Below are 22,861 nucleotides of genomic sequence, written 5' to 3'. Positions count from 1 at the left end.
CTCACTGGCGTCTTTTAACGTCTTGTGTTTTAGTTGGCGTTTCTACTCGCCAGTACGGATTCTAAGATTGCCATTCGAACAAAGACACCATTGGTCATTTGTTGGACAATCCGTGATTTTGGTGCTTCAACCAAATGGTCTGCAATTTCTACATCACGGTTGACTGGAGCTGGGTGCATGAGGATTGCTGTTTCTTTCAAACGATCGTAACGTTCTTGAGTCAAGCCATGTTGGGTATGGTAGTCTTCTTTTGAAAAGACAGCTCCACTATCATGACGTTCATGTTGCACACGAAGAAACATCATGACATCCACCTGATCAATGATTTCATCAATGGTTACAAACTGTCCATAGTCTGCAAACTCTTGACTTCTCCATTCCTCAGGTCCAGCGAAAAAGAGTTCAGCTCCCAAGCGTTTCAAAATCTGCATATTAGATTTGGCAACGCGCGAGTGGTCCAAGTCACCTGCAATCGCAACCTTGAGACCCTCAAAGTGACTAAATTCCTCATAAATAGTCATCAAATCAAGCAAGCTCTGGCTAGGGTGTTGGCCCGAACCATCTCCACCATTGATGATGGAAGTCGTAATCGTAGGACTAGCAATCAACTCTCTGTAGTAGTCAACCTCTGGGTGGCGAATCACACAGACATCCACTCCTAAAGCAGACAAAGTCAAAATGGTATCATAAAGTGTCTCACCCTTATTAACCGAACTAGTCTTCACATCAAAGTCAAGTCGTTCCAGCCCCAGTTTAATCTCTGCCACTTCAAAGGACTTATGCGTCCGTGTAGAATCCTCAAAGAAAAGATTGGAAACAATCGGATGGTCTTCATAAGGAAGCTGGGCTCCATTTTTAAACTCAATTCCTCGCTTGATCAATTTCATCACTTGATCGACAGTGAGGTCTTCCATGGACACCACATGGTTCAATGCTTGTTGATTTTCTGACATGGCTACTCCTTTAGCTTTCTAAGCTTCTTCAGTAATCAGAACTCTGTCTTGGCCATCAAGTTCTGCCATCTCTACGATGATTTCTTCAGAACGACTAGTTGGGATATTTTTTCCAACGTAATCTGGACGGATTGGCAATTCTCTATGTCCACGATCGACTAGAACTGCTAAACTCACGCGCGCAGGACGACCATGACCTACAATATTATCAATAGCAGCGCGGATGGTACGGCCTGTATAAAGCACATCATCCACCAAGATAACTTCACGGTCTGTCACATCTACAGAAACCAAAGAAGTATCTTCTCCACTTTTAACATCATCACGGAAAGGTTTAGTATCTAATTCCACAACAGGAACTGAAAGATTTTCTAGCTGCTCCAAACGTTCTTGGATTCGGTAGGCGATAAAGACACCGCGAGTTTTAATACCAGCCAAGACGATTTTATTCAAATCTTTGTTGCGTTCGATAATCTCATAAGTAATACGCGTAATCGCTCGTTTGACGGTCAATTCGTCTACAACTTCTTTTGTCTTCATGACAAACCTCCAAAAAGAAAAGTCTCCTTAAACAAGGAGACTTGAAATGTATAGCTAAGTAAGCCCTACTACAAACAGTATAGACTTCACCCTTCTACTTTATCACGCTCCTTGCCTGCCTCACGGGACAGGTTTAAAGGAATATTTAATTATCAATTACTATAGCACAAAGCGAGCCTAAAATCAAGCAAAAACTTTTGAAACCCCATCTTATAAATTGCTAAAATCATATAACTGTGGGTACTGGTCACACTCTGGATTTTTAGGATGGCAAATGGCTCTTCCAAAATAAATCATGGCCTGATGAGCTGCTAACCACTGCTCAGGCGGCAAGATATCCATGACCCGCTTTTCCACCTCAAGTGGTGTCGCTGATTTTTTGACGATATCGTGGTGTTTGCAAATACGCTCTACATGAGTATCCACTGCAAAAGCTGGAATCCCAAATCCTACACTCATAACAACATTGGCTGTCTTGCGACCAACACCTGCCAAACTCTCTAATTCCTCACGTGTTTGAGGAACTTGGCCATAAAAATCGTCTAGTAACTGTTGGGCACATTTTTTAAGGAATTTAGCCTTATTCCGATACAGTCCCAGGCGAGAAATATGTGAAGCAATCTCACCCTCTGTCGCCACAGACATGGCTTGTGGCGTTGGAAAGGCAGCAAAGAGACCTGGTGTGGCCTTATTTACCGCTGCATCTGTTGTCTGAGCTGACAACATGACCGCAACTAGTAGTTCAAAATGATTGGTAAAATCAAGACTGGGCTTGGCATCTGGAAAAAGAGCAATAATTTCTTCTAGCACCTTTCGTGCGCGTTTTTTTGACAAGACCATTATTCGTCTCCATCAAATAGTCCTTGTAAGCCAGCAAAAGGACTGTTTTCTTCTTTCTTAACCGCTTGTTGGGCTTGGTATTCTTCTTCTGTCATGATTTGCCAGTCATTTCCTGACACAAAACCTTGACCAGCTTCTTCTTCAGCCGTCAAGACCTTGCTAGGAATGTTTAGTAGGATATTGTCTGACACGCTCTCAGCAAGGTCAAGTTCTCCATTTTCGATAGGCAAGACCAAATCATCGTCTAAAACTTCTTGATCTAGCTGGTTAGTTGCGCCTTCCATGAAAACTTCTGTGACTGGATAAGATTCAGCCAACTCAACTGGCTCCATACTACGACTTGAAGCAAGGACAATGGTATAAGACAACTGATAATCTAAGAAATACATACGGTCTTCATATTGGACTTTCCCAACTGCAAGGATATCTTTTACATCTAAAATTTCTTGATTACGTGCACGTAGGTCAGCAACTAAATCTAACGCTTGTTCAAAATGCAAGCCTTCAGACTGCTTACGAATTTCTTGAATATTTAATTTCATACTTCCTCCATAAAGATTTACTCTCTTGATTATACCATGAAAAGGCTACAAATCAGCACAGCAAACTTTGTAATTAACATTCGAGTTTTTAACATGTTTACTATGTCATTTTTTTAGTTCTATACTATAGGCAAGAATACATCAGAGCAAGGAAGATACTCACATGGAAGACAAAGAACTCATTACTAATGCCTACCACACGGATTTTAGAGCATAGAATTTCCAGTTTTCTGTTGACAAAATTTCCTTAAAGGTATAGTATAAAGATACTAATACTCGGAGGTAAGGGAGACATGAACAACTAAGTCTATCAAATAAAGAACCTTTATTTAGTAGATCTTGTTTTTGTCTCTTTTTGTGTGCTCTTTTATGCTCTTTTTTCTGGCATTTTCATAGAGTTTTTTTGACATAGACTTTGGGCTCTACTAGGTAAAGTAGAGCTTTTTGTTATGCACTATGGACATTCTAGAAAGGGCAATCATATGATAAAAATCAATCACCTGACCATCACACAAAACAAAGATTTACGAGACCTTGTCTCTGATCTAAGCATGACCATCCAGGATGGGGAAAAGGTAGCTATTATTGGAGAGGAAGGAAATGGCAAATCAACCTTACTTAAAACTTTAATGGGGGAAGCTTTGCCTGATTTCACTATCAGGGGAGACATCCAGTCTGACCATCAATCACTAGCCTACATTCCTCAAAAACTCCCCGAGGAGCTGAAAAAGAAAACTCTACACGACTACTTCTTTTTAGATTCTATTGATTTAGACTACAGTATCCTCTATCGTTTGGCTGAGGAATTGCATTTTGATAGCAATCGTTTCGCAAGCGACCAAGAGATTGGCAGTCTATCAGGGGGTGAAGCTTTGAAAATTCAGCTCATCCATGAGTTAGCCAAACCCTTTGAGATTCTATTTTTAGATGAACCTTCAAATGACCTAGACCTTGAGACGGTTGATTGGCTAAAAAGTCAGATTCAAAAGATTCGGCAAACTGCTATTTTCATCTCCCATGATGAGGACTTTCTTTCTGAAACGGCAGACACTATTGTTCACTTGCGACTGGTCAAACACCGTAAAGAAGCAGAAACGCTAGTAGAGCATTTAGACTATGATCGCTATAGTGAGCAGAGAAAGGCTAATTTTGCCAGACAAAGCCAGCAAGCTGCTAACGACCAAAGAACCTACGATAAAACTATGGAAAAACATCGACGAGTCAAGCAAAATGTAGAAACTGCGCTTCGAGCTACTAAAGACAGTACTGCAGGTCGCCTATTGGCTAAAAAGATGAAAAATGTTCTCTCTCAAGAAAAACGCTTTGAAAAGACAGCTCAGTCCATGACCCAAAAACCACTTGAAGAGGAAGAAATTAGACTTTTTTTCTCAGATATACAGCCATTACCGGCATCTAAAGTCTTAATCCAACTGGAAAAAGAAAATTTGTCCATTGACGACCGTGTTTTGGCTCAGGAACTACAACTAACTGTCCATGGCCAAGAAAAAATTGGTATCATCGGCCCAAATGGTATTGGAAAATCAACTCTGTTAGCCAAGTTACAGCAACTTCTTAATGATAAAAGAGAGATTTCGCTTGGTTATATGCCACAAGATTACCATAAAAAACTGCAATTGAATTTATCACCAATAGCTTACCTCAGCAAAACTGGAGAAAAAGAGGAACTACAAAAAATCCAATCTCACTTAGCAAGTCTCAATTTCAGTTATCCAGAAATGCAACATCAAATTCGCTCCTTATCTGGCGGACAACAGGGAAAACTCCTGCTTTTGGATTTAGTGCTACGAAAACCAAACTTTCTCCTTCTGGATGAGCCCACACGAAACTTTTCTCCCACTTCTCAACCCCAAATCAGAAAACTCTTTGCAACCTATCCAGGTGGTCTCATAACTGTTTCACATGACCGTCGTTTCTTAAAAGAGGTCTGTTCAATCATCTATCGCTTAACAGAACACGGTTTGGAGATAGTTAATTTAGAAGATTTATAAATTTTCAACATAGCAGATAGGTGGGGCAAAAACACAATTTTAGGAGAAAAAGAAGTAAATCTTCCCATAATAAAACGCATAATATCAAGTTTTCACACCTGATATTATGCGTTTTTCAGACTTTAAAGGCTTTTTCCCAGCCTTCATTTTACATATGTTTCAAACGTTCAATCCGCTCTGCGATAGGTGGGTGGGTATAAAATAGTTTTTGGAATCCTCCCCCTTTCTTGGGATCATTGATATAAAGTGCACTGCTGGCATCATCAACAGGACGACTCATGGGTTTACTATTGTCTAACTTACGTAGAGCATTGATCATTCCTTGCGGATTGCGCGTCAACTCAACACTGGAAGCATCAGCTAGGAATTCCCTCTGACGAGAAATAGCTAGTTGCACTAAGGTTGCAGCGAGAGGTGCCAGCACAATTGCAAGTAGGGAGAGCACTAGCATAATGATTTCTAAGCCATTTCCATCTCGGTCATCGTCACTTCGTCTGCGACCTGCACCACCCCACCACATCATACGACCTGCCATACTAGAAAGCATAGTGATAGCACTGGCCAGGGCAACAGCAATAGTCGAAATGCGGATATCGTAATTACGAATATGACTGACTTCATGTCCCATAACAGCTTCTAGTTCTTCACGATTCATGATAGCTAGGAGACCTGAAGTCGCAGCAACCGCCGCATTTTGAGGGTTAGAACCTGTCGCAAAGGCATTTAAGGCTGGATCATCAATGATGAAAACACGAGGCATAGGAATCTGAGCGACCATAGCCATATCTTCTACTACATGGTAGAGGTCTGGTGCCGTTTGCTCATCAACCTCACGCGCTCCATTCATGGACATGACAATCTCTGTCGATTGAAAAATCATGGACAAGGCATAGATAAAGCCGATAATCAGCGCGATAACCAAACCACCAAGCCCAGACCGCATAAAAAGGTAACCAACTGCATAGCCAACAAGAGCTAAGAGTAGGAAAAATACCAGCAACAAAATCCATGTTTTTCGTTTATTGCTTGCAATTTGATCAAACAACATCTTAGTCACCTAAACCGCTAAAATCAACCTTAGGAACTGCCTTTTCCTCTTCTGGTGTTTGAAGGAAATCTGCTGCTTTAAATCCAAACATTCCAGCGATAATATTGCTTGGGAAAGTTTCTAATTTTACATTGTAGTTGCTGACAACACTGTTATAGAGTTGTCGAGAATAAGAAATTTTATTTTCTGTGTTTGTCAACTCCTCTTGCAATTTAACAAAGTTGGCACTAGCTTTCAAGTCTGGGTAGCTTTCTGCAACTGCAAAAATACCTGAAACTTGACGTGTAAGGGCATCACTAGCTTTCATAGCTTCTGATGGTGAAGTCGCTGCCGCCACTTGGTTACGTAGTTCTGCCACCTTTTCAAGGGTAGAACCTTCATATTTGGCATAACCTTTTACAGTTTCAATCAAGTTTGGCAAAAGGTCATTTCGACGTTTCAACTGAACATCAATTTGGCTCCAGGCCTCCTTTGTTTGCATACGATTCTTAACCAAACCGTTATAGCTAACAATTACAAAAATAACAATAAGAGCGATAACTCCAAGAATAATCCAAGTCATTATATAAGTCCTTTCTACTTTTAGATTAGTACCAGTATATCAAATTTTTAATGATTGTGGTAAAATAAGATGATACTAAAGAAGGAAATAACTATGAAACCAGAAACATTTTACAACTTGCTTGCCGAGCAAAATTTTCCACTGTCGGACCAGCAAAAAAAACAATTTGAACGTTATTTTGAGCTATTAGTTGAATGGAATGAAAAGATTAATCTAACAGCTATTACAGACAAGGAAGAAGTTTATCTCAAACATTTTTATGATTCGATTGCACCCATTCTTCAAGGCTTGATTCCCAATGAAACTATCAAACTTCTTGATATTGGAGCTGGGGCAGGATTTCCTAGTCTACCAATGAAAATCCTCTATCCTCAGCTTGATGTGACCATTATTGATTCACTCAATAAGCGCATCAACTTCCTACAACTCTTGGCTCAAGAACTTGATTTGGACGGTGTTCATTTCTATCATGGACGTGCAGAAGACTTGGCTCAAGACAAGAACTTCCGTGCTCAATATGATTTTGTAACAGCTCGTGCGGTTGCCCGTATGCAGGTTTTGTCTGAATTGACCATTCCCTACCTTAAAGTTGGAGGAAAACTACTGGCACTCAAGGCCAGCAATGCGCCTGAGGAGTTGTTAGAAGCTAAGAATGCTCTCAACCTCCTCTTTAGTAAGGTCGAAGATAATCTCAGTTACGCCCTACCAAATGGAGATCCGCGCTACATCACAGTGGTAGAAAAGAAAAAGGAAACACCAAATAAATATCCACGTAAGGCTGGCATGCCCAATAAACGCCCACTTTAATCTTTTTAGTAAAAAAATATTTACAAAGTTTGTAATTTTTGCTATACTATCACAAGCAAAGGTTTTTAATGTCATCCCGTGAGGTGACGAAGACGCAGAAATATTTAAAACTCTTTAAAGTCTAGATTTTAGAGAAGTCTTACTCTGAGGGCCTATTGCTGTAAAATAATGGGCTCTTTTTTGATGCCCAAAAGTGAGGTTTATATGAAACAAGAATCAACTGTTGATTTGTTACTAGACGTTGACCAACGTCCTTCAGCTGGAAAAGGAATTCTCCTTAGTTTCCAACACGTTTTCGCCATGTTTGGAGCGACCATCTTGGTACCATTGATTTTGGGAATGCCTGTATCTGTTGCCCTTTTTGCTTCAGGTGTTGGAACACTCATCTACATGATTGCTACTGGTTTTAAAGTTCCAGTTTATCTAGGTTCTTCATTTGCCTTTATCACAGCAATGTCACTTGCTATGAAAGAAATGGGTGGTGATGTATCTGCTGCTCAAACAGGGGTTATCTTGACTGGTTTGGTATATGTCCTTGTTGCTACCAGCATCCGATTTGTAGGAACAAAATGGATTGATAAACTCTTGCCACCAATCATTATCGGTCCTATGATCATCGTTATCGGTCTTGGACTTGCAGGTTCAGCTGTTACCAATGCAGGTCTTGTAGCAGACGGAAATTGGAAAAATGCTCTTGTAGCCGTTGTTACGTTCTTGATTGCTGCCTTTATCAATACAAAAGGAAAAGGCTTCCTACGAATCATTCCTTTCCTCTTTGCCATTATCGGTGGTTACCTCTTCGCACTAACTCTTGGCTTGGTTGATTTTACACCAGTTCTTAAAGCTAACTGGTTCGAGATTCCTGGTTTCTACTTGCCATTTAGCACAGGTGGTGCCTTTAAAGAGTACAATCTTTACTTTGGGCCAGAAACCATCGCCATCTTACCAATTGCTATCGTAACAATTTCTGAACATATCGGAGACCATACTGTTTTGGGTCAAATCTGTGGCCGTCAATTCTTGAAAGAACCAGGTCTTCACCGTACTCTTCTTGGTGACGGTATCGCAACTTCTGTTTCTGCCTTCCTTGGTGGACCAGCCAATACAACTTACGGAGAAAATACTGGGGTTATCGGTATGACTCGTATCGCTTCTGTCTCAGTTATCCGTAACGCTGCCTTCATCGCGATTGCCCTTAGCTTCCTTGGTAAATTCACTGCCTTGATTTCAACCATTCCAAATGCTGTACTTGGTGGTATGTCAATCCTTCTCTACGGAGTTATCGCCAGCAACGGTTTGAAAGTTTTGATTAAAGAACGTGTTGATTTCGCTCAAATGCGAAACCTGATCATCGCAAGTGCTATGTTGGTCCTTGGACTTGGAGGAGCTATCCTTAAACTTGGTCCAGTTACCCTTTCAGGTACTGCCCTATCAGCTATGACAGGAATCATCTTGAACTTGATCTTACCATACGAAAATAAAGATTAAATGTCTAAACACCAAATCCGCTCAGACAACTGAGTGGATTTTTTCGTACACTATAATACAAATATCTGTAAATTGTTAAAATCAAAAAACGTATAATATCAGGTATTCTAAAACCTTGATACTATACGTTTTATCATAGAAATTTTTACTTCATTTTCTCATCAAATGAGATTTGCATCAATCTCTTGTCTTACTTACGTTTCTTCTTCGCTTTTTTCATTTTGTTAGCCATGCGTTTCATAGACTGTTTCATGGCAAATTCACCGATTTTACCTTTTAGTCCGCCACCAAACATTTGGCTCATATCTGGCATTCCTGCCCCTCCGAGAGCTGACAGGTCAGGCATACCGCCTTGTCCCATCATTCCTTCAAGGGCAGACATATCCATTCCTCCCATATTTGGCATATTTTTTGGAAGGTTGTTTGGATTGATTCCCATCTGCTTCATCATCTTGTTCATATCACCAGACATGACTCCCTGCATGAGCTGTTTAGCCTGGTTAAAGTCTTTGATGAATTTATTAACTTCGACAAAGGTATTTCCAGAACCAGCTGCGATACGACGGCGACGGCTCGGATTTAACAAATCTGGATTTTCACGTTCTTCAGGTGTCATGGAAGACACAATGGCACGTTTGCGCGCAATCTGGCGCTCATCTACCTTCATGTTTTGAAGGGCTGGATTGTTGGCCATACCTGGAATCATCTTGAGCAAGTCTTCCATTGGCCCCATGTTTTGCACCTGATCCAATTGATCGATGAAATCATTGAAATCAAAGGTGTTTTCACGCATCTTCTCAGCCATTTCAAGGGCTTTTTGCTCATCGTATTCTTGAGAAGCTTTCTCAATCAAAGTGAGCATATCCCCCATACCAAGGATACGGCTAGACATGCGATCTGGGTGGAAGGTTTCAATGTCCGTAATCTTTTCACCTGTACCAGTGAACTTGATTGGTTTTCCAGTAATATGACGAACAGATAGAGCAGCACCACCACGAGTGTCCCCATCAATCTTGGTAAGGATGACCCCAGTCACTTCCAACTGAGCATTAAACTCACGCGCAACATTGGCCGCTTCTTGACCAATCATGGCATCAACGACGAGCAAAATTTCATTTGGTTGAGCTAGTGTTTTCACATCGCGAAGCTCATTCATCAGAAGCTCATCAATCTGCAAACGACCTGCCGTATCAATCAAGACATAGTCATTATGATTAGCTTGGGCTTGTTCCAAACCTTGACGTACAATCTCCACAGCTGGAACCTCTGTTCCAAGAGCGAAGACAGGCACATCAATCTGTTGTCCCAAGGTCTTAAGCTGATCAATAGCAGCAGGGCGATAAATATCCGCCGCAATCATCAAGGGACGGGCATTTTCTTCTTTCTTGAGTTTGTTAGCCAATTTACCTGCAAAGGTTGTTTTACCAGCCCCCTGCAAACCAACCATCATGATGATGGTAGGAATCTTAGGTGACTTGATAATTTCTGCCGTATCAGAACCTAAAACAGCTGTCAGTTCCTCATCTACAATTTTAATAATCTGTTGAGCAGGATTAAGGGTATCAATGACCTCATGCCCGACTGCACGCTCACGAACTTTCTTGATAAAGTCCTTTACAACAGGCAAGGCAACGTCGGCCTCAAGCAAGGCCAAGCGAATTTCTTTGGTTGCCTCTTGGACATCAGATTCAGAGATTTTTCCTTTTTTACGTAGATTTTTAAAGACGTTTTGCAAACGTTCTGTTAAACTTTCAAATGCCATTTTTCTTCCTCTTATTCTCTATTATCAATGCTTGTTAAAATTTCTATCTGCTCTTGCAGAAAGTCATCCTTGGGATAGCGCTCCAAAATCTGATCAAAAATCTGACTGCGGACAATGTAGTCCGAGTACATGTGCAATTTCATCTCATAATCTTCCAGAATCTTTTCTGTCCGCTTGATATTATCATAGACAGCCTGACGACTGACACCAAACTCTTCTGCAATCTCAGCAAGGCTGTAATCATCAGCATAGTAGAGTTCGATATAATTCATTTGCTTATCTGTCAAAAGCGCCGCATAAAATTCAAAGAGCGCATTCATACGATTGGTTTTTTCAATTTCCATAACTTTTATTATACCAAAAATTAGCCTAATCTACCACACTAGGAAGCCGCTCCAAGAAGATAGCTAGCTAAATTTGAAAAAGACATAATCCTAGCCCCAAGTAATTTCCAATTGATAGCTGGCAAAGGGATGTCCCTCTTGATTTTGTAGCTGATAATCTAGTTCAATCTTTTGCCCATCAACTTGATAATGGCTCGTTTGGATGACAAACTCCTGCATGCCCATAGGTGTGGGAATATAGGCTAAACTATCGCTATTTTTTAGAAAGCGCATAATGGTCTTGGGATTTGAAAAACGGCTCATCACCAGTTCTTGACCATGGAATTTAATCACTACTTTTTCCTTTTCCTCATTATAGAAAAGCAGGTAGCTATAATCTCCCTTTTCATGCACTTCAACATCATAAAGCTGGTCAATCACTTCCAACTGTTCATCAAACTGAATCGTATTTCGCATCCGAATCTTCACATCAAGTCCTCTTTCTTGTCTCTTGTCCTACTATTTTACCAAAAAGAGCAGGATTTTGCTATAATGGTCATATGAACGAAAAAGTATTCCGTGACCCAGTTCACAACTACATCCATGTCAATAATCAAATCATCTATGACTTGATCAATACAAAAGAATTTCAGCGTTTGCGTCGAATCAAGCAACTGGGGACTTCCAGTTATACCTTCCACGGTGGAGAACACAGTCGCTTCTCTCACTGTCTAGGAGTCTATGAAATTGCACGACGCATCACAGAGATTTTCGAAGAAAAATATCCTGAGGAATGGAATCCTGCCGAGTCTCTCTTGACCATGACAGCTGCTCTCCTACATGACCTTGGGCATGGTGCCTACTCCCATACTTTTGAACATCTCTTTGATACAGACCACGAAGCCATTACTCAGGAGATTATTCAAAGTCCTGAGACAGAGATTCACCAAGTCTTACTACAAGTAGCGCCCGATTTCCCAGAAAAAGTTGCCAGTGTCATAGACCATACCTACCCTAACAAGCAGGTTGTGCAACTCATTTCCAGTCAGATTGATGCAGACCGCATGGACTATCTCTTGCGCGACTCCTATTTTACAGGAGCATCTTATGGGGAATTTGACCTAACTCGAATTCTCCGAGTCATTCGTCCTGTCGAAAACGGTATTGCCTTTCAGCGCAATGGCATGCATGCCATCGAAGACTACGTCCTCAGTCGCTACCAGATGTATATGCAGGTTTATTTCCACCCAGCAACACGCGCCATGGAAGTTCTCCTACAGAATCTTCTCAAACGCGCCAAGGAACTCTATCCTGAGGACAAGGATTTCTTTGCCCGAACTTCTCCACACCTCCTGCCTTTCTTCGAAAAAAATGTGACCTTGACTGACTATCTGGCTCTGGATGATGGCGTGATGAATACCTACTTCCAGCTTTGGATGACCAGTCCTGACAAGATTCTTGCAGATTTATCGCATCGCTTTGTCAACCGCAAGGTCTTTAAATCCATTACCTTTTCACAAGAAGACCAAGACCAACTCGCTAGCATGAGAAAATTGGTTGAGGACATCGGCTTTGATCCCGACTACTATACTGCCATTCATAAGAACTTTGACCTCCCTTATGATATTTACCGTCCCGAATCTGAAAATCCAAGGACACAGATTGAGATTTTACAAAAAAATGGAGAACTGGCAGAACTCTCTAGCCTGTCCCCTATCGTCCAATCCCTTGCTGGAAGTCGCCACGGAGATAATCGCTTTTATTTCCCGAAAGAAATGTTAGACCAAAACAGCATCTTCGCAAGCATCACCCAGCAATTTTTACACTTGATTGAGAACGATCATTTTACCCCAAATAAAAACTAAAAGAGGAAATTTATGAGTATTAAACTAATCGCCGTCGATATTGACGGAACCCTAGTCAACAGCCAAAAGGAAATCACTCCTGAAGTCTTTTCTGCCATCCAAGATGCCAAAGAAGCTGGTGTCAAAGTCGTGATTGCAACTGGCCGCCCCATCGCAGGTGTTGCCAAACTTCTGGACGACTTGCAGTTGAGAGACCAAGGTGACTATGTGGTGACCTTCAATGGTGCCCTTGTCCAAGAAACTGCTACTGGCCATGAGATTATCAGCGAATCCTTGACCTATGAGGATTATCTGGATATGGAATTCCTCAGTCGCAAGCTCGGTGTCCACATGCATGCCATTACCAAGGACGGTATCTATACTGCAAATCGCAATATCGGAAAATACACTGTACACGAATCAACCCTCGTCAGCATGCCTATCTTCTACCGTACCCCTGAAGAAATGGCTGGCAAGGAAATTGTCAAGTGTATGTTCATCGATGAACCAGAAATTCTCGATGCTGCGATTGAAAAAATACCAGCCGAATTTTACGAGCACTACTCTATCAACAAATCTGCTCCTTTCTACCTCGAACTCCTTAAAAAGAATGTAGACAAGGGTTCAGCTATTACTCACTTGGCTGAAAAACTCGGATTGACCAAAGATGAAACCATGGCAATCGGTGACGAAGAAAATGACCGTGCCATGCTGGAAGTCGTTGGAAACCCCGTTGTCATGGAAAATGGAAATCCAGAAATCAAAAAAATCGCCAAATACATCACTAAAACAAATGACGAATCCGGCGTTGCCCACGCCATCCGAACATGGGTACTGTAAAAGTATCATTTTTCAATAAGAATTGATTAGCAATAAAATCCAATGAATTTTTTTAGCAAACTATTTAATTTAAAACAAAATAATCATAATAGAGACACAAATTCTGATTGTAACAATTTTTACCTAAACAAATTAGAGTGCGGCCTTACTCCTGGGCAACTCATACTCATAGATTGGACTCAAAAAACAGGGAGAAATTATAATTTCCCAAGATATTTTAAATACTCTCTTCAAATTGACCCTGAATCTACACACAATCAATTATACAAATTAGGATACTTCACTAAAAATAAGACTTTATCATATCTTAAAGTAGTAGAATTAAAAACTATATTATCTAAACATAATTTACCTACTTCTGGAAAAAAAGCAGAATTAATTACAAGAATAATTAATAATATCAACGTTGACAAATTAGATATTCCGTTCGAATTTAAACTAACAAAAGAAGCACAAAATCTTATTATCGAACATAGTGACTATATCAAAGCATACTATGATAAAGACATAACTATGGAAGATTATTGTAAAGAAAAAAATAATATCTCTTTTAAAGCAACTTTTGGTGATATAAAATGGAGTCTTTTAAATAAACAAGCTCATAGGAATACTGTATCAGGAGATTTTGGATGTTTATCTAACACACGAAAGGCTCAAGGAAGACATTTGGAACAAGAAGGTAATATTAAACATTCTTTAATATATTACATAGAATCTTTGATAATTACTAGTTCAGGATTAGAAAACAATTTTTCAGTCACTGATTATCCAGTATATTATCCCGATTCGATACCTGACTACTCACTAAAACATATTCAAACATTAATGGAATCATTATCTGATGACGATTATGATTTTGCTTTTGATGAAGCATTATTTCGCTTCTCAATTTTGAATGCAAATCATTTTTTATCTAAAGAAGATATTGACTATTTAAGAGTTAATTTACCTTGTTCTACTGCTGAAGAAATAAACAATTACTTAAAGAAATATGAATGTTATAGTCCTTTAAATAATTTAGAACTTGACGATTTTGAATAAATTGATTATACAAACATTTATATACTCGATATAGTCTCAATTTTATCTGATGATTGCCCAAATTTTTCAATAATAAAACGCATAATATTATGGAGATAATGAACTGCACCCCAAAAGTTAGACAGAAAAAATCTAACTTTTGGGGGTCAGTACATAAATCCCCTATATTATGCGTTCTTTTAATATCAAAGACTTTTTGACAAACTTCTTTGATATCTAATTACATGCCCCCTGCAGGAATCGAACCTGCAACTACTCCTTAGGAGGGAGTTGTTATATCCATTGAACTAAGGGGGCTAGATAAAAACTCTGCTGAAAAAGCAGAGTTTTTTAGTCGAATTAACGACGGATTTCTTTGATACGAGCTGCTTTACCTTGAAGAGCACGCAAGTAGTACAATTTCGCACGACGTACTTTACCGTAACGAACAACTTCGATTTTTTCAACACGTGGAGTGTGGATTGGGAAGATACGCTCAACACCTACACCGTTAGAGATTTTACGAACTGTGTAGTTTTCTGAGATTCCAGCACCTTTACGTGCGATAACAACACCTTCAAAAATCTGGATACGTTCACGGTTACCTTCGACAACTTTCGCGTGTACACGAACAGTGTCACCAGGACGGAATGATGGGATATCTGTACGAAGTTGACCTTCAGTCAAGCTTTGGATTAATGGATTCATTTTATTCTCCTATCTTTGTCAATCTTGAGGAATCTTCCTCAGCGGATAAACTGTATTTTTGTGCGTCCATTACACACAAGATACAGTTTACCAAATTTCCACAAAAAAGTAAAGAAATTTATAGCAGAATTCCTAAAAAAATCGCAACTAAACCACCTATGTAGGTTAAGGCTAGGTAGCTATAAAATACCTTCTTATCACTTAACAGTCTTTGGAGTTCGTCATTCAAGGTAGAGAAAGTCGTTAAACCGCCACAAAATCCTGTTGCTAGAATAGCATAAACTTCCTTAGACTCCACATGATTGTAGAATAATCCAATCAAAAAACACCCTAAAAGATTTGCTATAAGCGTTCCAAGTGGCAATTTAGAAGATTGATTATAGCGGGAAAAGAAATAGCGCACTAAAGCTCCGCAACCACAAGCAATTGCAAGATAGACCATTACCATTTCTTCCTCCCTAGAAAATAAGCCAAGAGTAGACCTCCACCAATACTCAAAAGCAAATACATAACTAAACTAAGATAACGCCCAGTATCCAGTAGTTTCACAGCATCAAGCATGAGACTAGAAAAGGTTGTTAGACCTCCGCAAAAACCTGTACCTAGTGCTAAAACCAAGCCCTTACTAGTCCCCTTATAGACCAGATAACCCTTGACAAGATAAACCAGGCAGAAAACTCCCAGATAGTTGACAAAGAGAGTGCCCCAAGGAAAGTCTGGACTGGCTGGCAACCAAGTGGAAACTAGGTAGCGGACAAGTCCGCCCAACATAGCAGCTAGAAAAATCCCTAGCGGATAAAATTGTTCTTTTTTCATTTGATATTTTGATCCTGATAATCACGCGAACGTTTGAGTATGTCCGAAAAAGTCGAGACAATAGTCTCCTGATAGCGCTTGTCCTCTACACGATTTCTGACCTTTTCAAAAATAACTGCTTCTCTCTTGGTATCTAAAATCGGTTTCCCTGAAGCCTTCTTATAAGCAACTACACCCTCAACCAAATGCATTCGTTCTTCTAAGAGCTTGACGATTTGGTCGTCGATTTGATCAATTTCTTGACGAATAATATCTAAATCCATACAGTCTCCTCCTTTATTTGAATTATTGTATCAAAAAGCCAGCAAATAGGCTAGTAAAATTCCAACTCACGATAAGAAAAATGCACTGATTGATTGCATCAGCGCACGTTTATGCTTATCCTACTTTAGCAGCCAATTCTTCTGCGAATTGTTCCAAGCGTTCAATGTCTTCTTCCTCAGCAGAAAGATCAACTTTAACACACTCTGAACCTTTTTCTGCTCCTGTTGACACAAAAACACGGTCAAAGTCATCGACAGCCTTACAGAATTCATCGTAGAAGGTGTCACCTGAGCCAACCACTCCGTAGATTTTGCCATTCAAGTTGAGGTCTGCTAGGTCTTCATAGAAGTCCATCATCTCATCTGGCAATTCTCCATCACCATAAGTATAGGTCGCAACGATAGCGATGTCTGCTTCCAGGAAGTCTGAAGCGTCAACAGTTGTACATTCATCAACATCGACATCCAAGCCCAAGTCACGTAATTTGTCTGCTACAATATCTGCAATTTCTTCGGTATTACCGGTCATACTGGCAAATACAATTTTTGCTAATGCCATATCGTCCTCCTCAATTTATCTTTCTCCATTATATCACATCTTTTTCATTTTAAAAATAAAAATTCTTGTGCTACAATGAAATAAGAAAGAATTGAGGTCATTTATGGACATTTGCCATCAAATTTTAGAAAAAATCAAAGAATACGACACGATTATCATTCATCGTCATATGAAACCAGACCCTGATGCCTTGGGAAGTCAGGTGGGATTGAAAGTTCTTCTCAAACATCATTTCCCAGAAAAAACCATCAAAGCAGTTGGTTTTGATGAACCAACTCTTACTTGGATGGCTGAAATGGATTCTGTTGAAGATAGTGCCTACCAAGGAGCCCTTGTCATCGTCTGTGATACGGCTAACACCGCTCGTATCGATGATAAGCGCTATAGTCAAGGTGATTTTCTCATTAAGATTGACCACCATCCAAATGATGATGTATATGGTGACCTATCATGGGTGGATACTAGTTCAAGCAGTGCTAGCGAGATGATTACCCTATTTGCCCAAACAACCCAACTGGCCTTATCAGATCGTGCTGCTGAGTTGCTCTTTGCAGGAATTGTTGGTGATACAGGTCGCTTCCTTTATCCTTCTACGACTACACGGACTCTTCGCCTGGCTGCTTATTTGAGAGAACATAACTTTGACTTTGCGGCTCTCACTCGCAAAATGGACACTATGAGCTACAAAATTGCTAAACTTCAAGGCTACATCTATGACCATCTGGAAGTGGATGAAAATGGTGCAGCGCGAGTTATCCTGAGTCAAGAAGTCTTGAAACAATTTAATGTTACCGATGCTGAAACTGCAGCCATTGTCGGTGCACCTGGACGCATTGACAGTGTTAGTCTCTGGGGAATTTTTGTGGAGCAGGCTGATGGCCACTACCGAGTTCGCTTACGCAGTAAAATCCATCCTATCAATGAAATTGCCAAGGAACATGATGGTGGAGGCCACCCTCTAGCAAGTGGTGCTAATTCCTATAGCTTAGAAGAAAACGAAATCATCTACCAAAAGTTAAAAAACTTGCTTAAAAACTGATAAAATACTTGCCAAACTTTTCAGAATCTGATAGACTAGTATGGTAACAATCTATGGCTCGCAAAGAGACCATGGCAGAAAGGAACTATTGCAAAATGAAAAAAGATATCCATCCAGAATATCGCCCAGTTGTCTTCATGGACACAACTACTGGTTACCAATTCCTTAGCGGTTCAACAAAACGCTCTAACGAAACAGTTGAGTTCGAAGGCGAAACTTACCCATTGATCCGTGTGGAAATTTCATCAGACTCACACCCATTCTACACTGGACGTCAAAAGTTCACTCAAGCAGATGGACGCGTGGATCGTTTCAACAAAAAATACGGTCTCAAATAATGATAAAAAGACAGCTTCGGCTGTTCTTTTTTGTTTCTTGAAATCAACTGCTGTTTTTATATTCCAGACTCAAAAAACTTTGCACTCTCGGTAGTTTCTAGAGTACAAAGTTTTCTCTTGCCTAAAAAATATAAAAGATATATACTAGCTATATATAGTATAGATTGGAGATATACCATGACGACATCACTTACTAAACAGTACAATTTTAAAATCAATGAGTCATCAATGGAACAAGCTAGAGCTATCATCAAGGAAAAAGGAATGACTATGACGGATGCTATTAGTCTTTTTATCGAGCAGATTGTTCTCGAACAAGATTTGCCAATAAAAACTGCAGAAGATTTACACCGTGAACGATTGATTCAGGAGCTACAAGCCCAATCTGAACGCGCCTTAAGAGAATATGAATCCGGACAAGGAACTCCCCTAGATGACATGAGGCTACGATATGATTTATAAAGTGATTCTATCTACTGAAGTGAGTCAGGCAATTGACAGTATCCATAACTACATCAGCACTGTTCTTTTATCACCCCAGTCGGCTAAGAATACTGTAGCCAAAATTTTAGACGGCTTAAAAAGTTTAGAAACTTTTCCTGAAGCTGGCTTTGATGCAGATGAAAAAATAGGACTAAAAATCAACAGTAAGTACCCTACGCGAGGAAAAATTATCGGTCAGTATATCTTGCTTTACTTTATCGACCAAACTCAAAGAACTGTTTTTCTTACCCACTTATTCCACACCAAAAGTGACTATGTTACCTTGCTCCAAAGCAAAAATAACAAAAACTCAAAATCATCATTTTAATGTCCACCACTCTCTTAATAACCTTGTACTTATAAGGAACACAGTCTTCATTTTAACTAAAAAATAAAAAAACTTTGCACTCTAGCTAGCCACACAATGGCTTCCAAAGTACAAAGTTTTTTTTATTAGTGCAGATTTACTCTTCCTTATCTTGATTTCAGTTCCTTTAGTTGTATTGTCTTCCCAAAGGATACGCTCGATACGGTGGAAACCTGACCAACCTTCTTCTGTCTTGTTTTCGTCCATATAGTCTGCCAAACGGAAGTCAATCTTGACATCTGACTCACCAAAACTTTCGGCAATTGGTTCTGAACGCTCATAAGACATACGAATCAGTGGATAAACCTTTTTGGCTTCTTCTAACTTACCTTCTTTCAACAGTTTGACAAAGCCTTCTGTATCTGTCAACAGTTTATCGATTTGCTCTTGCACAAAAATCTTATAGTCAGCAGTGGCCTTATCAAGCATTTTCTGCTTGTCTTCAGACAAGGCTGTCACCTTAGATGAATCATTTGTCTCGGTTGATTTTTCAAAACGGACTGCACATGCTGTCAATAGCAAGACTGAAGATAAAAGGACAAAACCTAGTTTTTTCATTGTTTACTCCTATCGGTCCAGGAAACCTGAATTAATTTTACGTTTTATTATATCATGTTTTCAATAAATTTTCAGAAAATTTAATGTTATGAATAGCATTACAAATGCAAAAAACTAAGCCTAGGACAATCTCCAAAGCTTAGTTTGATCTAGTTTCTTAATTTCCAGCGTAATATTTTTGAATTCCTTTAATAATTCCTTCAACCAACTTATCTTGGTATTGGTCACTACGGATTCGTTGGTTTTCTTCTGAATTATCCATATAACCCAACTCTAATAACACAGCAGGTTTCGCAGTCTCACGAAGAACAGCGAAGGTGGCTTGCAGAAGTCCAGCATCTCTAGCTCCTGTCTCGGTCAAGAGAGATGAATGAAGGTCAGCAGCCAAACGATTACTTTCACTTATACGGTCTGGATTATTGTGCCAGTACTGGTTAATCTTGCTCGGATAACCCACTTCTTCCTTATAAGAATAAGTCTGTATTCCCAGATTCAGTGTTGTGTCATTCCCAGTAGCGTTAAAATGAATACTAATAAAGAAGTCTGCATTCGTCTTATTTACCATACGAGAACGCTCTGTCACAAAGTCAACATCCACATCACTATCACGAGATGTTAAAACTGTATAGCCCAATTCTTCTAAACGTTTCCGTAATTTACGAGAGACCTGTAGATTCAAATCTTTTTCAGCTATTCCATAATAGTAAGCACCCGAATCACGTCCACCATGCCCAGGATCTAGGAAAATAGTCTTACTATAGCGCCCCTTTTCAAATCCTTTTGGAAGTTCTTGCACCCATTTACCATTATCTTTGAAAAAATGACTACTTCCATCAATAGTATAAGTTCCAGTGACATAAACGCCATCTTCTTTAAGATAATACCAAGCTTGATAATCTTGATCATAAAGCCACTCTTTGTGAGCCATGTAGCCACCAAATTTCAGATAGTAAGAGCCAACCCATTGCTGTTCAGCATAGTGCCCACCTGACTTGAGATAAAACCAGCTAGAGTAGTTAGGATCGTACACCCATTCTTTATCTGCCATAGCCCCACTAGACTTCAGGTAATAATTTCCCTTCCAGGTATTAGCCATCATGGTACCATTTTGATCAAATGCATACCACTTACCATTGATTTGACTCCATTGGTTAGACAAATATTTTCCTGAGCCATTGGCGTAGTACCACTTGTTAGCCATCTGATACCAGCTATTTTCAAGTAAGTAACCATTCTTATCAAATAGGTAGCCCTCATAGAGAGTATCTGTAAATTTGACACCCGTTTGACTATAATAAGTCCACTTCCCATCTTCTTTTACCCAACCAGTTTGTAGCTTAGACTCAGTAGGAAGAGTTGGTTTTGTCTCCTGCTCACTCGAACTAGGGGTCGTTGGCTGGTTTTCTGTAGCTGCTTGAGAATCACTTGCAGAGCTAGTAGCTGAACTACCGGTAGAGTTATTCGTAGAATGACTAGCACCATTAGCTAGAACTGTTTGGCTAGTAAATCCAAGAAGAGCTAGAGCAAGAATCGTAAATTTCTTATATGATTTCATTTATTTAACCTTTCTAGGGGAATGGAATCCCTGTGTTATTGAGTTATTTTACTTCCTTGATGAAAGAAGAGTTGTTCTACATCCTCTAAACTATAATTTATATGATATTATGGAGTGTTTAGCTTATTTAAAGATGTGAAACCTAAAAAGTATGGCTAAGTTGGAACCTTAAAAATTCAATTTCTGAACACCTAATCTCGCTTCAGATCGTTATCGAACAAGTCGAGTAGATTCATTAAAATCATCTATTTATATTATACACCAAATTTAAGAAAAATTTTTGCAAACATCTAAATTTAAAATAAATCTAGTCCCTAGCTATACCGAATTTTAGTTTACTCTGCCCAGTAGAGATGTTATAATAAAAATAGGAGGACACAAAATGAACAATAAAACTAAAAAGTTCACACTTGCTACAGTTTTAGTACTTTCCTTGTTAGGAGCTGGAACTCTTACATCACAATCAGTAGCTGCTAATGATAGGCTGGTTTCCACTCAAGCAATCAATGGTCAATCCTACAATATCTTAAACTCTGAGGTCACTAGTGCTTCTTCTGGTACTACTCTAGTTGGGATTGAAGGGACTTTCTTAACGCCAGATAAACAGGCTATCTTAGACCGTATCAATGCCATTCGAAAAGAGGCAGCAGACGAAGGTCTAGTTACTAGCTATGTTCCTATCAAATGGTCAACTGCACTAGAAAAAACTGCCTTTGTTCGTGCAGCAGAAGCTTCGATCACCATTAATCACACACGCTTGTCTAGTAAGAACATTTGGAGCGCTTGGCCTACAGGAAATTTCTCCCTTTCAGAAAATTTGGCTTGGAACTATGACGGATTTATGAAGGCCATCCAGCAATGGTATGATGAAAAAGCCGATTATGTTAAATCTCGTAGTGGTGTCAGTGTTACAGGTCAAACTGGACACTATAAATCCTTAATTGATCCAAAGCTGACCTATATGGGGCTTGCAGCCTTTGAAAACCCTGTCACTCAAAATGGATGGATTACCGTTGCACAAAGTTTCGGAACAGCATCTGGTGGCTCTGAAGAATTAGCTGGTGGTTATGGAAAGGCCATTCAATATACAGAAGCAAATTCTTCTCAGACTCAAACATTTGCGACTAAGGCGAATCTTTTTGACAAAGACTTGAAGGCTATCGGAACTCATAAAACCAAAACTGCAAATACAAATTCAAGTCAGAAAAATGGGTTCAATCATTCCCAATACTTCGGAAGTTGGATTCGATCAAACGGACGTTGGTGGTTTAAACATAATGACGGCTCATACACGAGTAATGGATGGGAAAAAATAAATAGAACTTGGTATCGCTTTGACAACTCTGGTTGGATGCAAACAGGCTGGGTGAAAGACGGTAGCTGGTACTATCTCGACGGTTCAGGCGCTATGAAGACTGGTTGGCTCAAAGATAATGGTAGCTGGTACTACCTTCAAGATTCAGGTGCTATGAAAACAGGCTGGATGAAAGTATCTGGCAAATGGTACTATGCCTATAGCTCTGGTGCCCTAGCAATCAATACAACGACCCCTGATGGCTATCGTGTCAATGCCAACGGTGAGTGGGTAGGATAATTT

General features: G+C 39.7%; 26 protein-coding genes, 1 tRNA gene and 1 pseudogene. 11 read left to right on the top strand and 17 right to left on the bottom strand.

Translation table 11 applies throughout. From position 1 onward, the window contains the following. Window positions 1-29 precede the first annotated feature (29 nt). The 4 genes from HT725_RS08205 to HT725_RS08190 form a co-directional block, all read right to left on the bottom strand. Window positions 30-953: an aspartate carbamoyltransferase catalytic subunit gene (locus tag HT725_RS08205; RefSeq protein WP_088791029.1), complete on the bottom strand. Its 924-nt coding sequence runs from the start codon at window positions 951-953 to the stop codon at window positions 30-32. A gap of 18 nt (window positions 954-971) precedes the next feature. Further along, on the bottom strand, window positions 972-1,493 hold the full coding sequence (gene pyrR, locus HT725_RS08200; protein ID WP_088791028.1) for a bifunctional pyr operon transcriptional regulator/uracil phosphoribosyltransferase PyrR: 522 nt from the start codon (window positions 1,491-1,493) through the stop codon (window positions 972-974). A gap of 210 nt (window positions 1,494-1,703) precedes the next feature. Then, entirely contained in the window at window positions 1,704-2,333 is a 630-nt protein-coding gene (gene nth, locus HT725_RS08195) for an endonuclease III (RefSeq protein WP_088791027.1), read from the bottom strand. Then, the gene (locus HT725_RS08190; protein ID WP_173253374.1) at window positions 2,333-2,875 is read right to left on the bottom strand and encodes a DUF177 domain-containing protein; all 543 of its coding nucleotides are present in this window, start codon (window positions 2,873-2,875) and stop codon (window positions 2,333-2,335) included. Before HT725_RS08190 ends, nth begins: the two co-directional genes overlap by 1 nt. 449 nt (window positions 2,876-3,324) lie before the next feature. Here HT725_RS08190 and HT725_RS08185 point away from each other — a divergent pair, with 449 nt between their 5' ends. Then, a complete protein-coding gene (locus HT725_RS08185) occupies window positions 3,325-4,884 on the top strand; it encodes an ATP-binding cassette domain-containing protein (RefSeq protein WP_173219052.1) in 1,560 nt (519 codons plus the stop codon). Between the two features lie 148 nt (window positions 4,885-5,032). Here HT725_RS08185 and htpX read toward each other — a convergent pair whose 3' ends face one another. Together htpX and HT725_RS08175 are read right to left on the bottom strand one after the other, a co-directional pair. Continuing rightward, entirely contained in the window at window positions 5,033-5,932 is a 900-nt protein-coding gene (gene htpX / locus HT725_RS08180; RefSeq protein WP_173219055.1) for a zinc metalloprotease HtpX, read from the bottom strand. Window position 5,933: 1 nt separating this feature from the next. Further along, window positions 5,934-6,494: a LemA family protein gene (locus HT725_RS08175; RefSeq protein ID WP_050234186.1), complete on the bottom strand. Its 561-nt coding sequence runs from the start codon at window positions 6,492-6,494 to the stop codon at window positions 5,934-5,936. A 93-nt stretch (window positions 6,495-6,587) separates the two neighbouring features. On the opposite strand from HT725_RS08175, the gene rsmG reads away from it, so the two are divergent. Beyond that, window positions 6,588-7,301: a 16S rRNA (guanine(527)-N(7))-methyltransferase RsmG gene (rsmG, locus tag HT725_RS08170; protein ID WP_173253373.1), complete on the top strand. Its 714-nt coding sequence runs from the start codon at window positions 6,588-6,590 to the stop codon at window positions 7,299-7,301. Window positions 7,302-7,505: 204 nt separating this feature from the next. Further along, window positions 7,506-8,789, top strand: a complete 1,284-nt coding sequence (locus HT725_RS08165; RefSeq protein WP_173214156.1) for a solute carrier family 23 protein — start codon at window positions 7,506-7,508, stop codon at window positions 8,787-8,789. Window positions 8,790-8,979: 190 nt separating this feature from the next. Here HT725_RS08165 and ffh read toward each other — a convergent pair whose 3' ends face one another. The 3 genes from ffh to HT725_RS08150 form a co-directional block, all read right to left on the bottom strand. Next, on the bottom strand, window positions 8,980-10,551 hold the full coding sequence (gene ffh / locus HT725_RS08160) for a signal recognition particle protein (RefSeq protein ID WP_112445211.1): 1,572 nt from the start codon (window positions 10,549-10,551) through the stop codon (window positions 8,980-8,982). A gap of 11 nt (window positions 10,552-10,562) precedes the next feature. Beyond that, window positions 10,563-10,895, bottom strand: coding sequence for a putative DNA-binding protein (locus HT725_RS08155; RefSeq protein ID WP_000402066.1), 333 nt, complete (start codon window positions 10,893-10,895; stop codon window positions 10,563-10,565). A 90-nt stretch (window positions 10,896-10,985) separates the two neighbouring features. Continuing rightward, a complete protein-coding gene (locus tag HT725_RS08150) occupies window positions 10,986-11,363 on the bottom strand; it encodes a DUF1934 domain-containing protein (protein ID WP_078374381.1) in 378 nt (125 codons plus the stop codon). Between the two features lie 71 nt (window positions 11,364-11,434). On the opposite strand from HT725_RS08150, the gene HT725_RS08145 reads away from it, so the two are divergent. The 3 genes from HT725_RS08145 to HT725_RS08135 are packed head-to-tail and all read left to right on the top strand — an operon-like array spanning window position 11,435 to window position 14,599. Further along, window positions 11,435-12,739, top strand: a complete 1,305-nt coding sequence (locus HT725_RS08145) for an HD domain-containing protein (protein WP_173253372.1) — start codon at window positions 11,435-11,437, stop codon at window positions 12,737-12,739. Between the two features lie 12 nt (window positions 12,740-12,751). Further along, window positions 12,752-13,558, top strand: a complete 807-nt coding sequence (gene yidA, locus HT725_RS08140) for a sugar-phosphatase (protein WP_000023518.1) — start codon at window positions 12,752-12,754, stop codon at window positions 13,556-13,558. A gap of 42 nt (window positions 13,559-13,600) precedes the next feature. Next, window positions 13,601-14,599, top strand: coding sequence for an SAP domain-containing protein (locus HT725_RS08135; RefSeq protein WP_173219067.1), 999 nt, complete (start codon window positions 13,601-13,603; stop codon window positions 14,597-14,599). A gap of 225 nt (window positions 14,600-14,824) precedes the next feature. On the opposite strand, the gene HT725_RS08130 is transcribed toward HT725_RS08135, so the two are convergent. From HT725_RS08130 to HT725_RS08105, 6 genes are all read right to left on the bottom strand, one after another. Then, window positions 14,825-14,896 (bottom strand) — tRNA-Arg (locus HT725_RS08130). A gap of 42 nt (window positions 14,897-14,938) precedes the next feature. Beyond that, a complete protein-coding gene (gene rplS, locus HT725_RS08125) occupies window positions 14,939-15,286 on the bottom strand; it encodes a 50S ribosomal protein L19 (RefSeq protein WP_001068669.1) in 348 nt (115 codons plus the stop codon). Between the two features lie 118 nt (window positions 15,287-15,404). After that, window positions 15,405-15,734, bottom strand: a complete 330-nt coding sequence (gene crcB, locus HT725_RS08120) for a fluoride efflux transporter CrcB (RefSeq protein WP_173219070.1) — start codon at window positions 15,732-15,734, stop codon at window positions 15,405-15,407. Beyond that, window positions 15,728-16,102, bottom strand: coding sequence for a fluoride efflux transporter CrcB (gene crcB, locus HT725_RS08115; RefSeq protein ID WP_049524402.1), 375 nt, complete (start codon window positions 16,100-16,102; stop codon window positions 15,728-15,730). The genes crcB (HT725_RS08120) and crcB (HT725_RS08115) overlap by 7 nt, the downstream gene beginning before the upstream one ends. Then, the gene (locus HT725_RS08110) at window positions 16,099-16,365 is read right to left on the bottom strand and encodes a chorismate mutase (protein ID WP_173219073.1); all 267 of its coding nucleotides are present in this window, start codon (window positions 16,363-16,365) and stop codon (window positions 16,099-16,101) included. Before HT725_RS08110 ends, crcB (HT725_RS08115) begins: the two co-directional genes overlap by 4 nt. 115 nt (window positions 16,366-16,480) lie before the next feature. Further along, a complete protein-coding gene (locus tag HT725_RS08105; RefSeq protein ID WP_001162128.1) occupies window positions 16,481-16,924 on the bottom strand; it encodes a flavodoxin in 444 nt (147 codons plus the stop codon). A gap of 103 nt (window positions 16,925-17,027) precedes the next feature. Here HT725_RS08105 and HT725_RS08100 point away from each other — a divergent pair, with 103 nt between their 5' ends. The 4 genes from HT725_RS08100 to HT725_RS08085 all read left to right on the top strand — a co-directional run bounded on the left by HT725_RS08100 (window position 17,028) and on the right by HT725_RS08085 (window position 19,112). Beyond that, complete coding sequence (locus HT725_RS08100; protein ID WP_173219075.1) at window positions 17,028-17,963, top strand: bifunctional oligoribonuclease/PAP phosphatase NrnA; 936 nt, start codon at window positions 17,028-17,030, stop codon at window positions 17,961-17,963. A 95-nt stretch (window positions 17,964-18,058) separates the two neighbouring features. After that, complete coding sequence (locus HT725_RS08095) at window positions 18,059-18,301, top strand: type B 50S ribosomal protein L31 (protein ID WP_000710764.1); 243 nt, start codon at window positions 18,059-18,061, stop codon at window positions 18,299-18,301. Between the two features lie 177 nt (window positions 18,302-18,478). Then, on the top strand, window positions 18,479-18,763 hold the full coding sequence (locus HT725_RS08090) for a type II toxin-antitoxin system RelB/DinJ family antitoxin (protein ID WP_173214141.1): 285 nt from the start codon (window positions 18,479-18,481) through the stop codon (window positions 18,761-18,763). After that, on the top strand, window positions 18,753-19,112 hold the full coding sequence (locus HT725_RS08085) for a type II toxin-antitoxin system RelE/ParE family toxin (RefSeq protein WP_173219078.1): 360 nt from the start codon (window positions 18,753-18,755) through the stop codon (window positions 19,110-19,112). Before HT725_RS08090 ends, HT725_RS08085 begins: the two co-directional genes overlap by 11 nt. A 114-nt stretch (window positions 19,113-19,226) precedes the next feature. On the opposite strand, the pseudogene HT725_RS08080 reads toward HT725_RS08085, so the two are convergent. Both HT725_RS08080 and HT725_RS08075 read right to left on the bottom strand, forming a co-directional pair. Next, window positions 19,227-19,709: pseudogene (locus tag HT725_RS08080) on the bottom strand (EfeM/EfeO family lipoprotein); the annotation flags it as partial. 157 nt (window positions 19,710-19,866) lie between these two features. Beyond that, window positions 19,867-21,264 carry an N-acetylmuramoyl-L-alanine amidase gene (locus tag HT725_RS08075; RefSeq protein ID WP_173219081.1) on the bottom strand — a complete coding sequence of 466 codons (1,398 nt, stop codon included), beginning with the start codon at window positions 21,262-21,264 and terminating at the stop codon, window positions 19,867-19,869. Window positions 21,265-21,646: 382 nt separating this feature from the next. On the opposite strand from HT725_RS08075, the gene HT725_RS08070 reads away from it, so the two are divergent. Then, on the top strand, window positions 21,647-22,858 hold the full coding sequence (locus HT725_RS08070) for a CAP domain-containing protein (protein WP_173219084.1): 1,212 nt from the start codon (window positions 21,647-21,649) through the stop codon (window positions 22,856-22,858). Window positions 22,859-22,861 lie beyond the last annotated feature (3 nt).

The organism is Streptococcus sp. 2579 (assembly GCF_013277195.1).
Classification (GTDB): Bacteria; Bacillota; Bacilli; order Lactobacillales; family Streptococcaceae; genus Streptococcus.
This window is presented reverse-complemented; position numbering and strand designations above follow the sequence as displayed.

Excerpts from the sequence above, each read along its gene's own strand:
- HT725_RS08205 (WP_088791029.1), bottom strand. The coding sequence starts at position 953 with ATGTCAGAAAATCAACAAGCATTGAACCATGTGGTGTCCATGGAAGAC.
- pyrR (WP_088791028.1), bottom strand. The coding sequence starts at position 1,493 with ATGAAGACAAAAGAAGTTGTAGACGAATTGACCGTCAAACGAGCGATT.
- nth (WP_088791027.1), bottom strand. The coding sequence starts at position 2,333 with ATGGTCTTGTCAAAAAAACGCGCACGAAAGGTGCTAGAAGAAATTATT.
- HT725_RS08190 (WP_173253374.1), bottom strand. The coding sequence starts at position 2,875 with ATGAAATTAAATATTCAAGAAATTCGTAAGCAGTCTGAAGGCTTGCAT.
- HT725_RS08185 (WP_173219052.1), top strand. The coding sequence starts at position 3,325 with ATGCACTATGGACATTCTAGAAAGGGCAATCATATGATAAAAATCAAT.
- htpX (WP_173219055.1), bottom strand. The coding sequence starts at position 5,932 with ATGTTGTTTGATCAAATTGCAAGCAATAAACGAAAAACATGGATTTTG.
- HT725_RS08175 (WP_050234186.1), bottom strand. The coding sequence starts at position 6,494 with ATGACTTGGATTATTCTTGGAGTTATCGCTCTTATTGTTATTTTTGTA.
- rsmG (WP_173253373.1), top strand. The coding sequence starts at position 6,588 with ATGAAACCAGAAACATTTTACAACTTGCTTGCCGAGCAAAATTTTCCA.
- HT725_RS08165 (WP_173214156.1), top strand. The coding sequence starts at position 7,506 with ATGAAACAAGAATCAACTGTTGATTTGTTACTAGACGTTGACCAACGT.
- ffh (WP_112445211.1), bottom strand. The coding sequence starts at position 10,551 with ATGGCATTTGAAAGTTTAACAGAACGTTTGCAAAACGTCTTTAAAAAT.
- HT725_RS08155 (WP_000402066.1), bottom strand. The coding sequence starts at position 10,895 with ATGGAAATTGAAAAAACCAATCGTATGAATGCGCTCTTTGAATTTTAT.
- HT725_RS08145 (WP_173253372.1), top strand. The coding sequence starts at position 11,435 with ATGAACGAAAAAGTATTCCGTGACCCAGTTCACAACTACATCCATGTC.
- yidA (WP_000023518.1), top strand. The coding sequence starts at position 12,752 with ATGAGTATTAAACTAATCGCCGTCGATATTGACGGAACCCTAGTCAAC.
- HT725_RS08135 (WP_173219067.1), top strand. The coding sequence starts at position 13,601 with ATGAATTTTTTTAGCAAACTATTTAATTTAAAACAAAATAATCATAAT.
- rplS (WP_001068669.1), bottom strand. The coding sequence starts at position 15,286 with ATGAATCCATTAATCCAAAGCTTGACTGAAGGTCAACTTCGTACAGAT.
- crcB (WP_173219070.1), bottom strand. The coding sequence starts at position 15,734 with ATGGTAATGGTCTATCTTGCAATTGCTTGTGGTTGCGGAGCTTTAGTG.
- crcB (WP_049524402.1), bottom strand. The coding sequence starts at position 16,102 with ATGAAAAAAGAACAATTTTATCCGCTAGGGATTTTTCTAGCTGCTATG.
- HT725_RS08110 (WP_173219073.1), bottom strand. The coding sequence starts at position 16,365 with ATGGATTTAGATATTATTCGTCAAGAAATTGATCAAATCGACGACCAA.
- HT725_RS08105 (WP_001162128.1), bottom strand. The coding sequence starts at position 16,924 with ATGGCATTAGCAAAAATTGTATTTGCCAGTATGACCGGTAATACCGAA.
- HT725_RS08100 (WP_173219075.1), top strand. The coding sequence starts at position 17,028 with ATGGACATTTGCCATCAAATTTTAGAAAAAATCAAAGAATACGACACG.
- HT725_RS08095 (WP_000710764.1), top strand. The coding sequence starts at position 18,059 with ATGAAAAAAGATATCCATCCAGAATATCGCCCAGTTGTCTTCATGGAC.
- HT725_RS08090 (WP_173214141.1), top strand. The coding sequence starts at position 18,479 with ATGACGACATCACTTACTAAACAGTACAATTTTAAAATCAATGAGTCA.
- HT725_RS08085 (WP_173219078.1), top strand. The coding sequence starts at position 18,753 with ATGATTTATAAAGTGATTCTATCTACTGAAGTGAGTCAGGCAATTGAC.
- HT725_RS08075 (WP_173219081.1), bottom strand. The coding sequence starts at position 21,264 with ATGAAATCATATAAGAAATTTACGATTCTTGCTCTAGCTCTTCTTGGA.
- HT725_RS08070 (WP_173219084.1), top strand. The coding sequence starts at position 21,647 with ATGAACAATAAAACTAAAAAGTTCACACTTGCTACAGTTTTAGTACTT.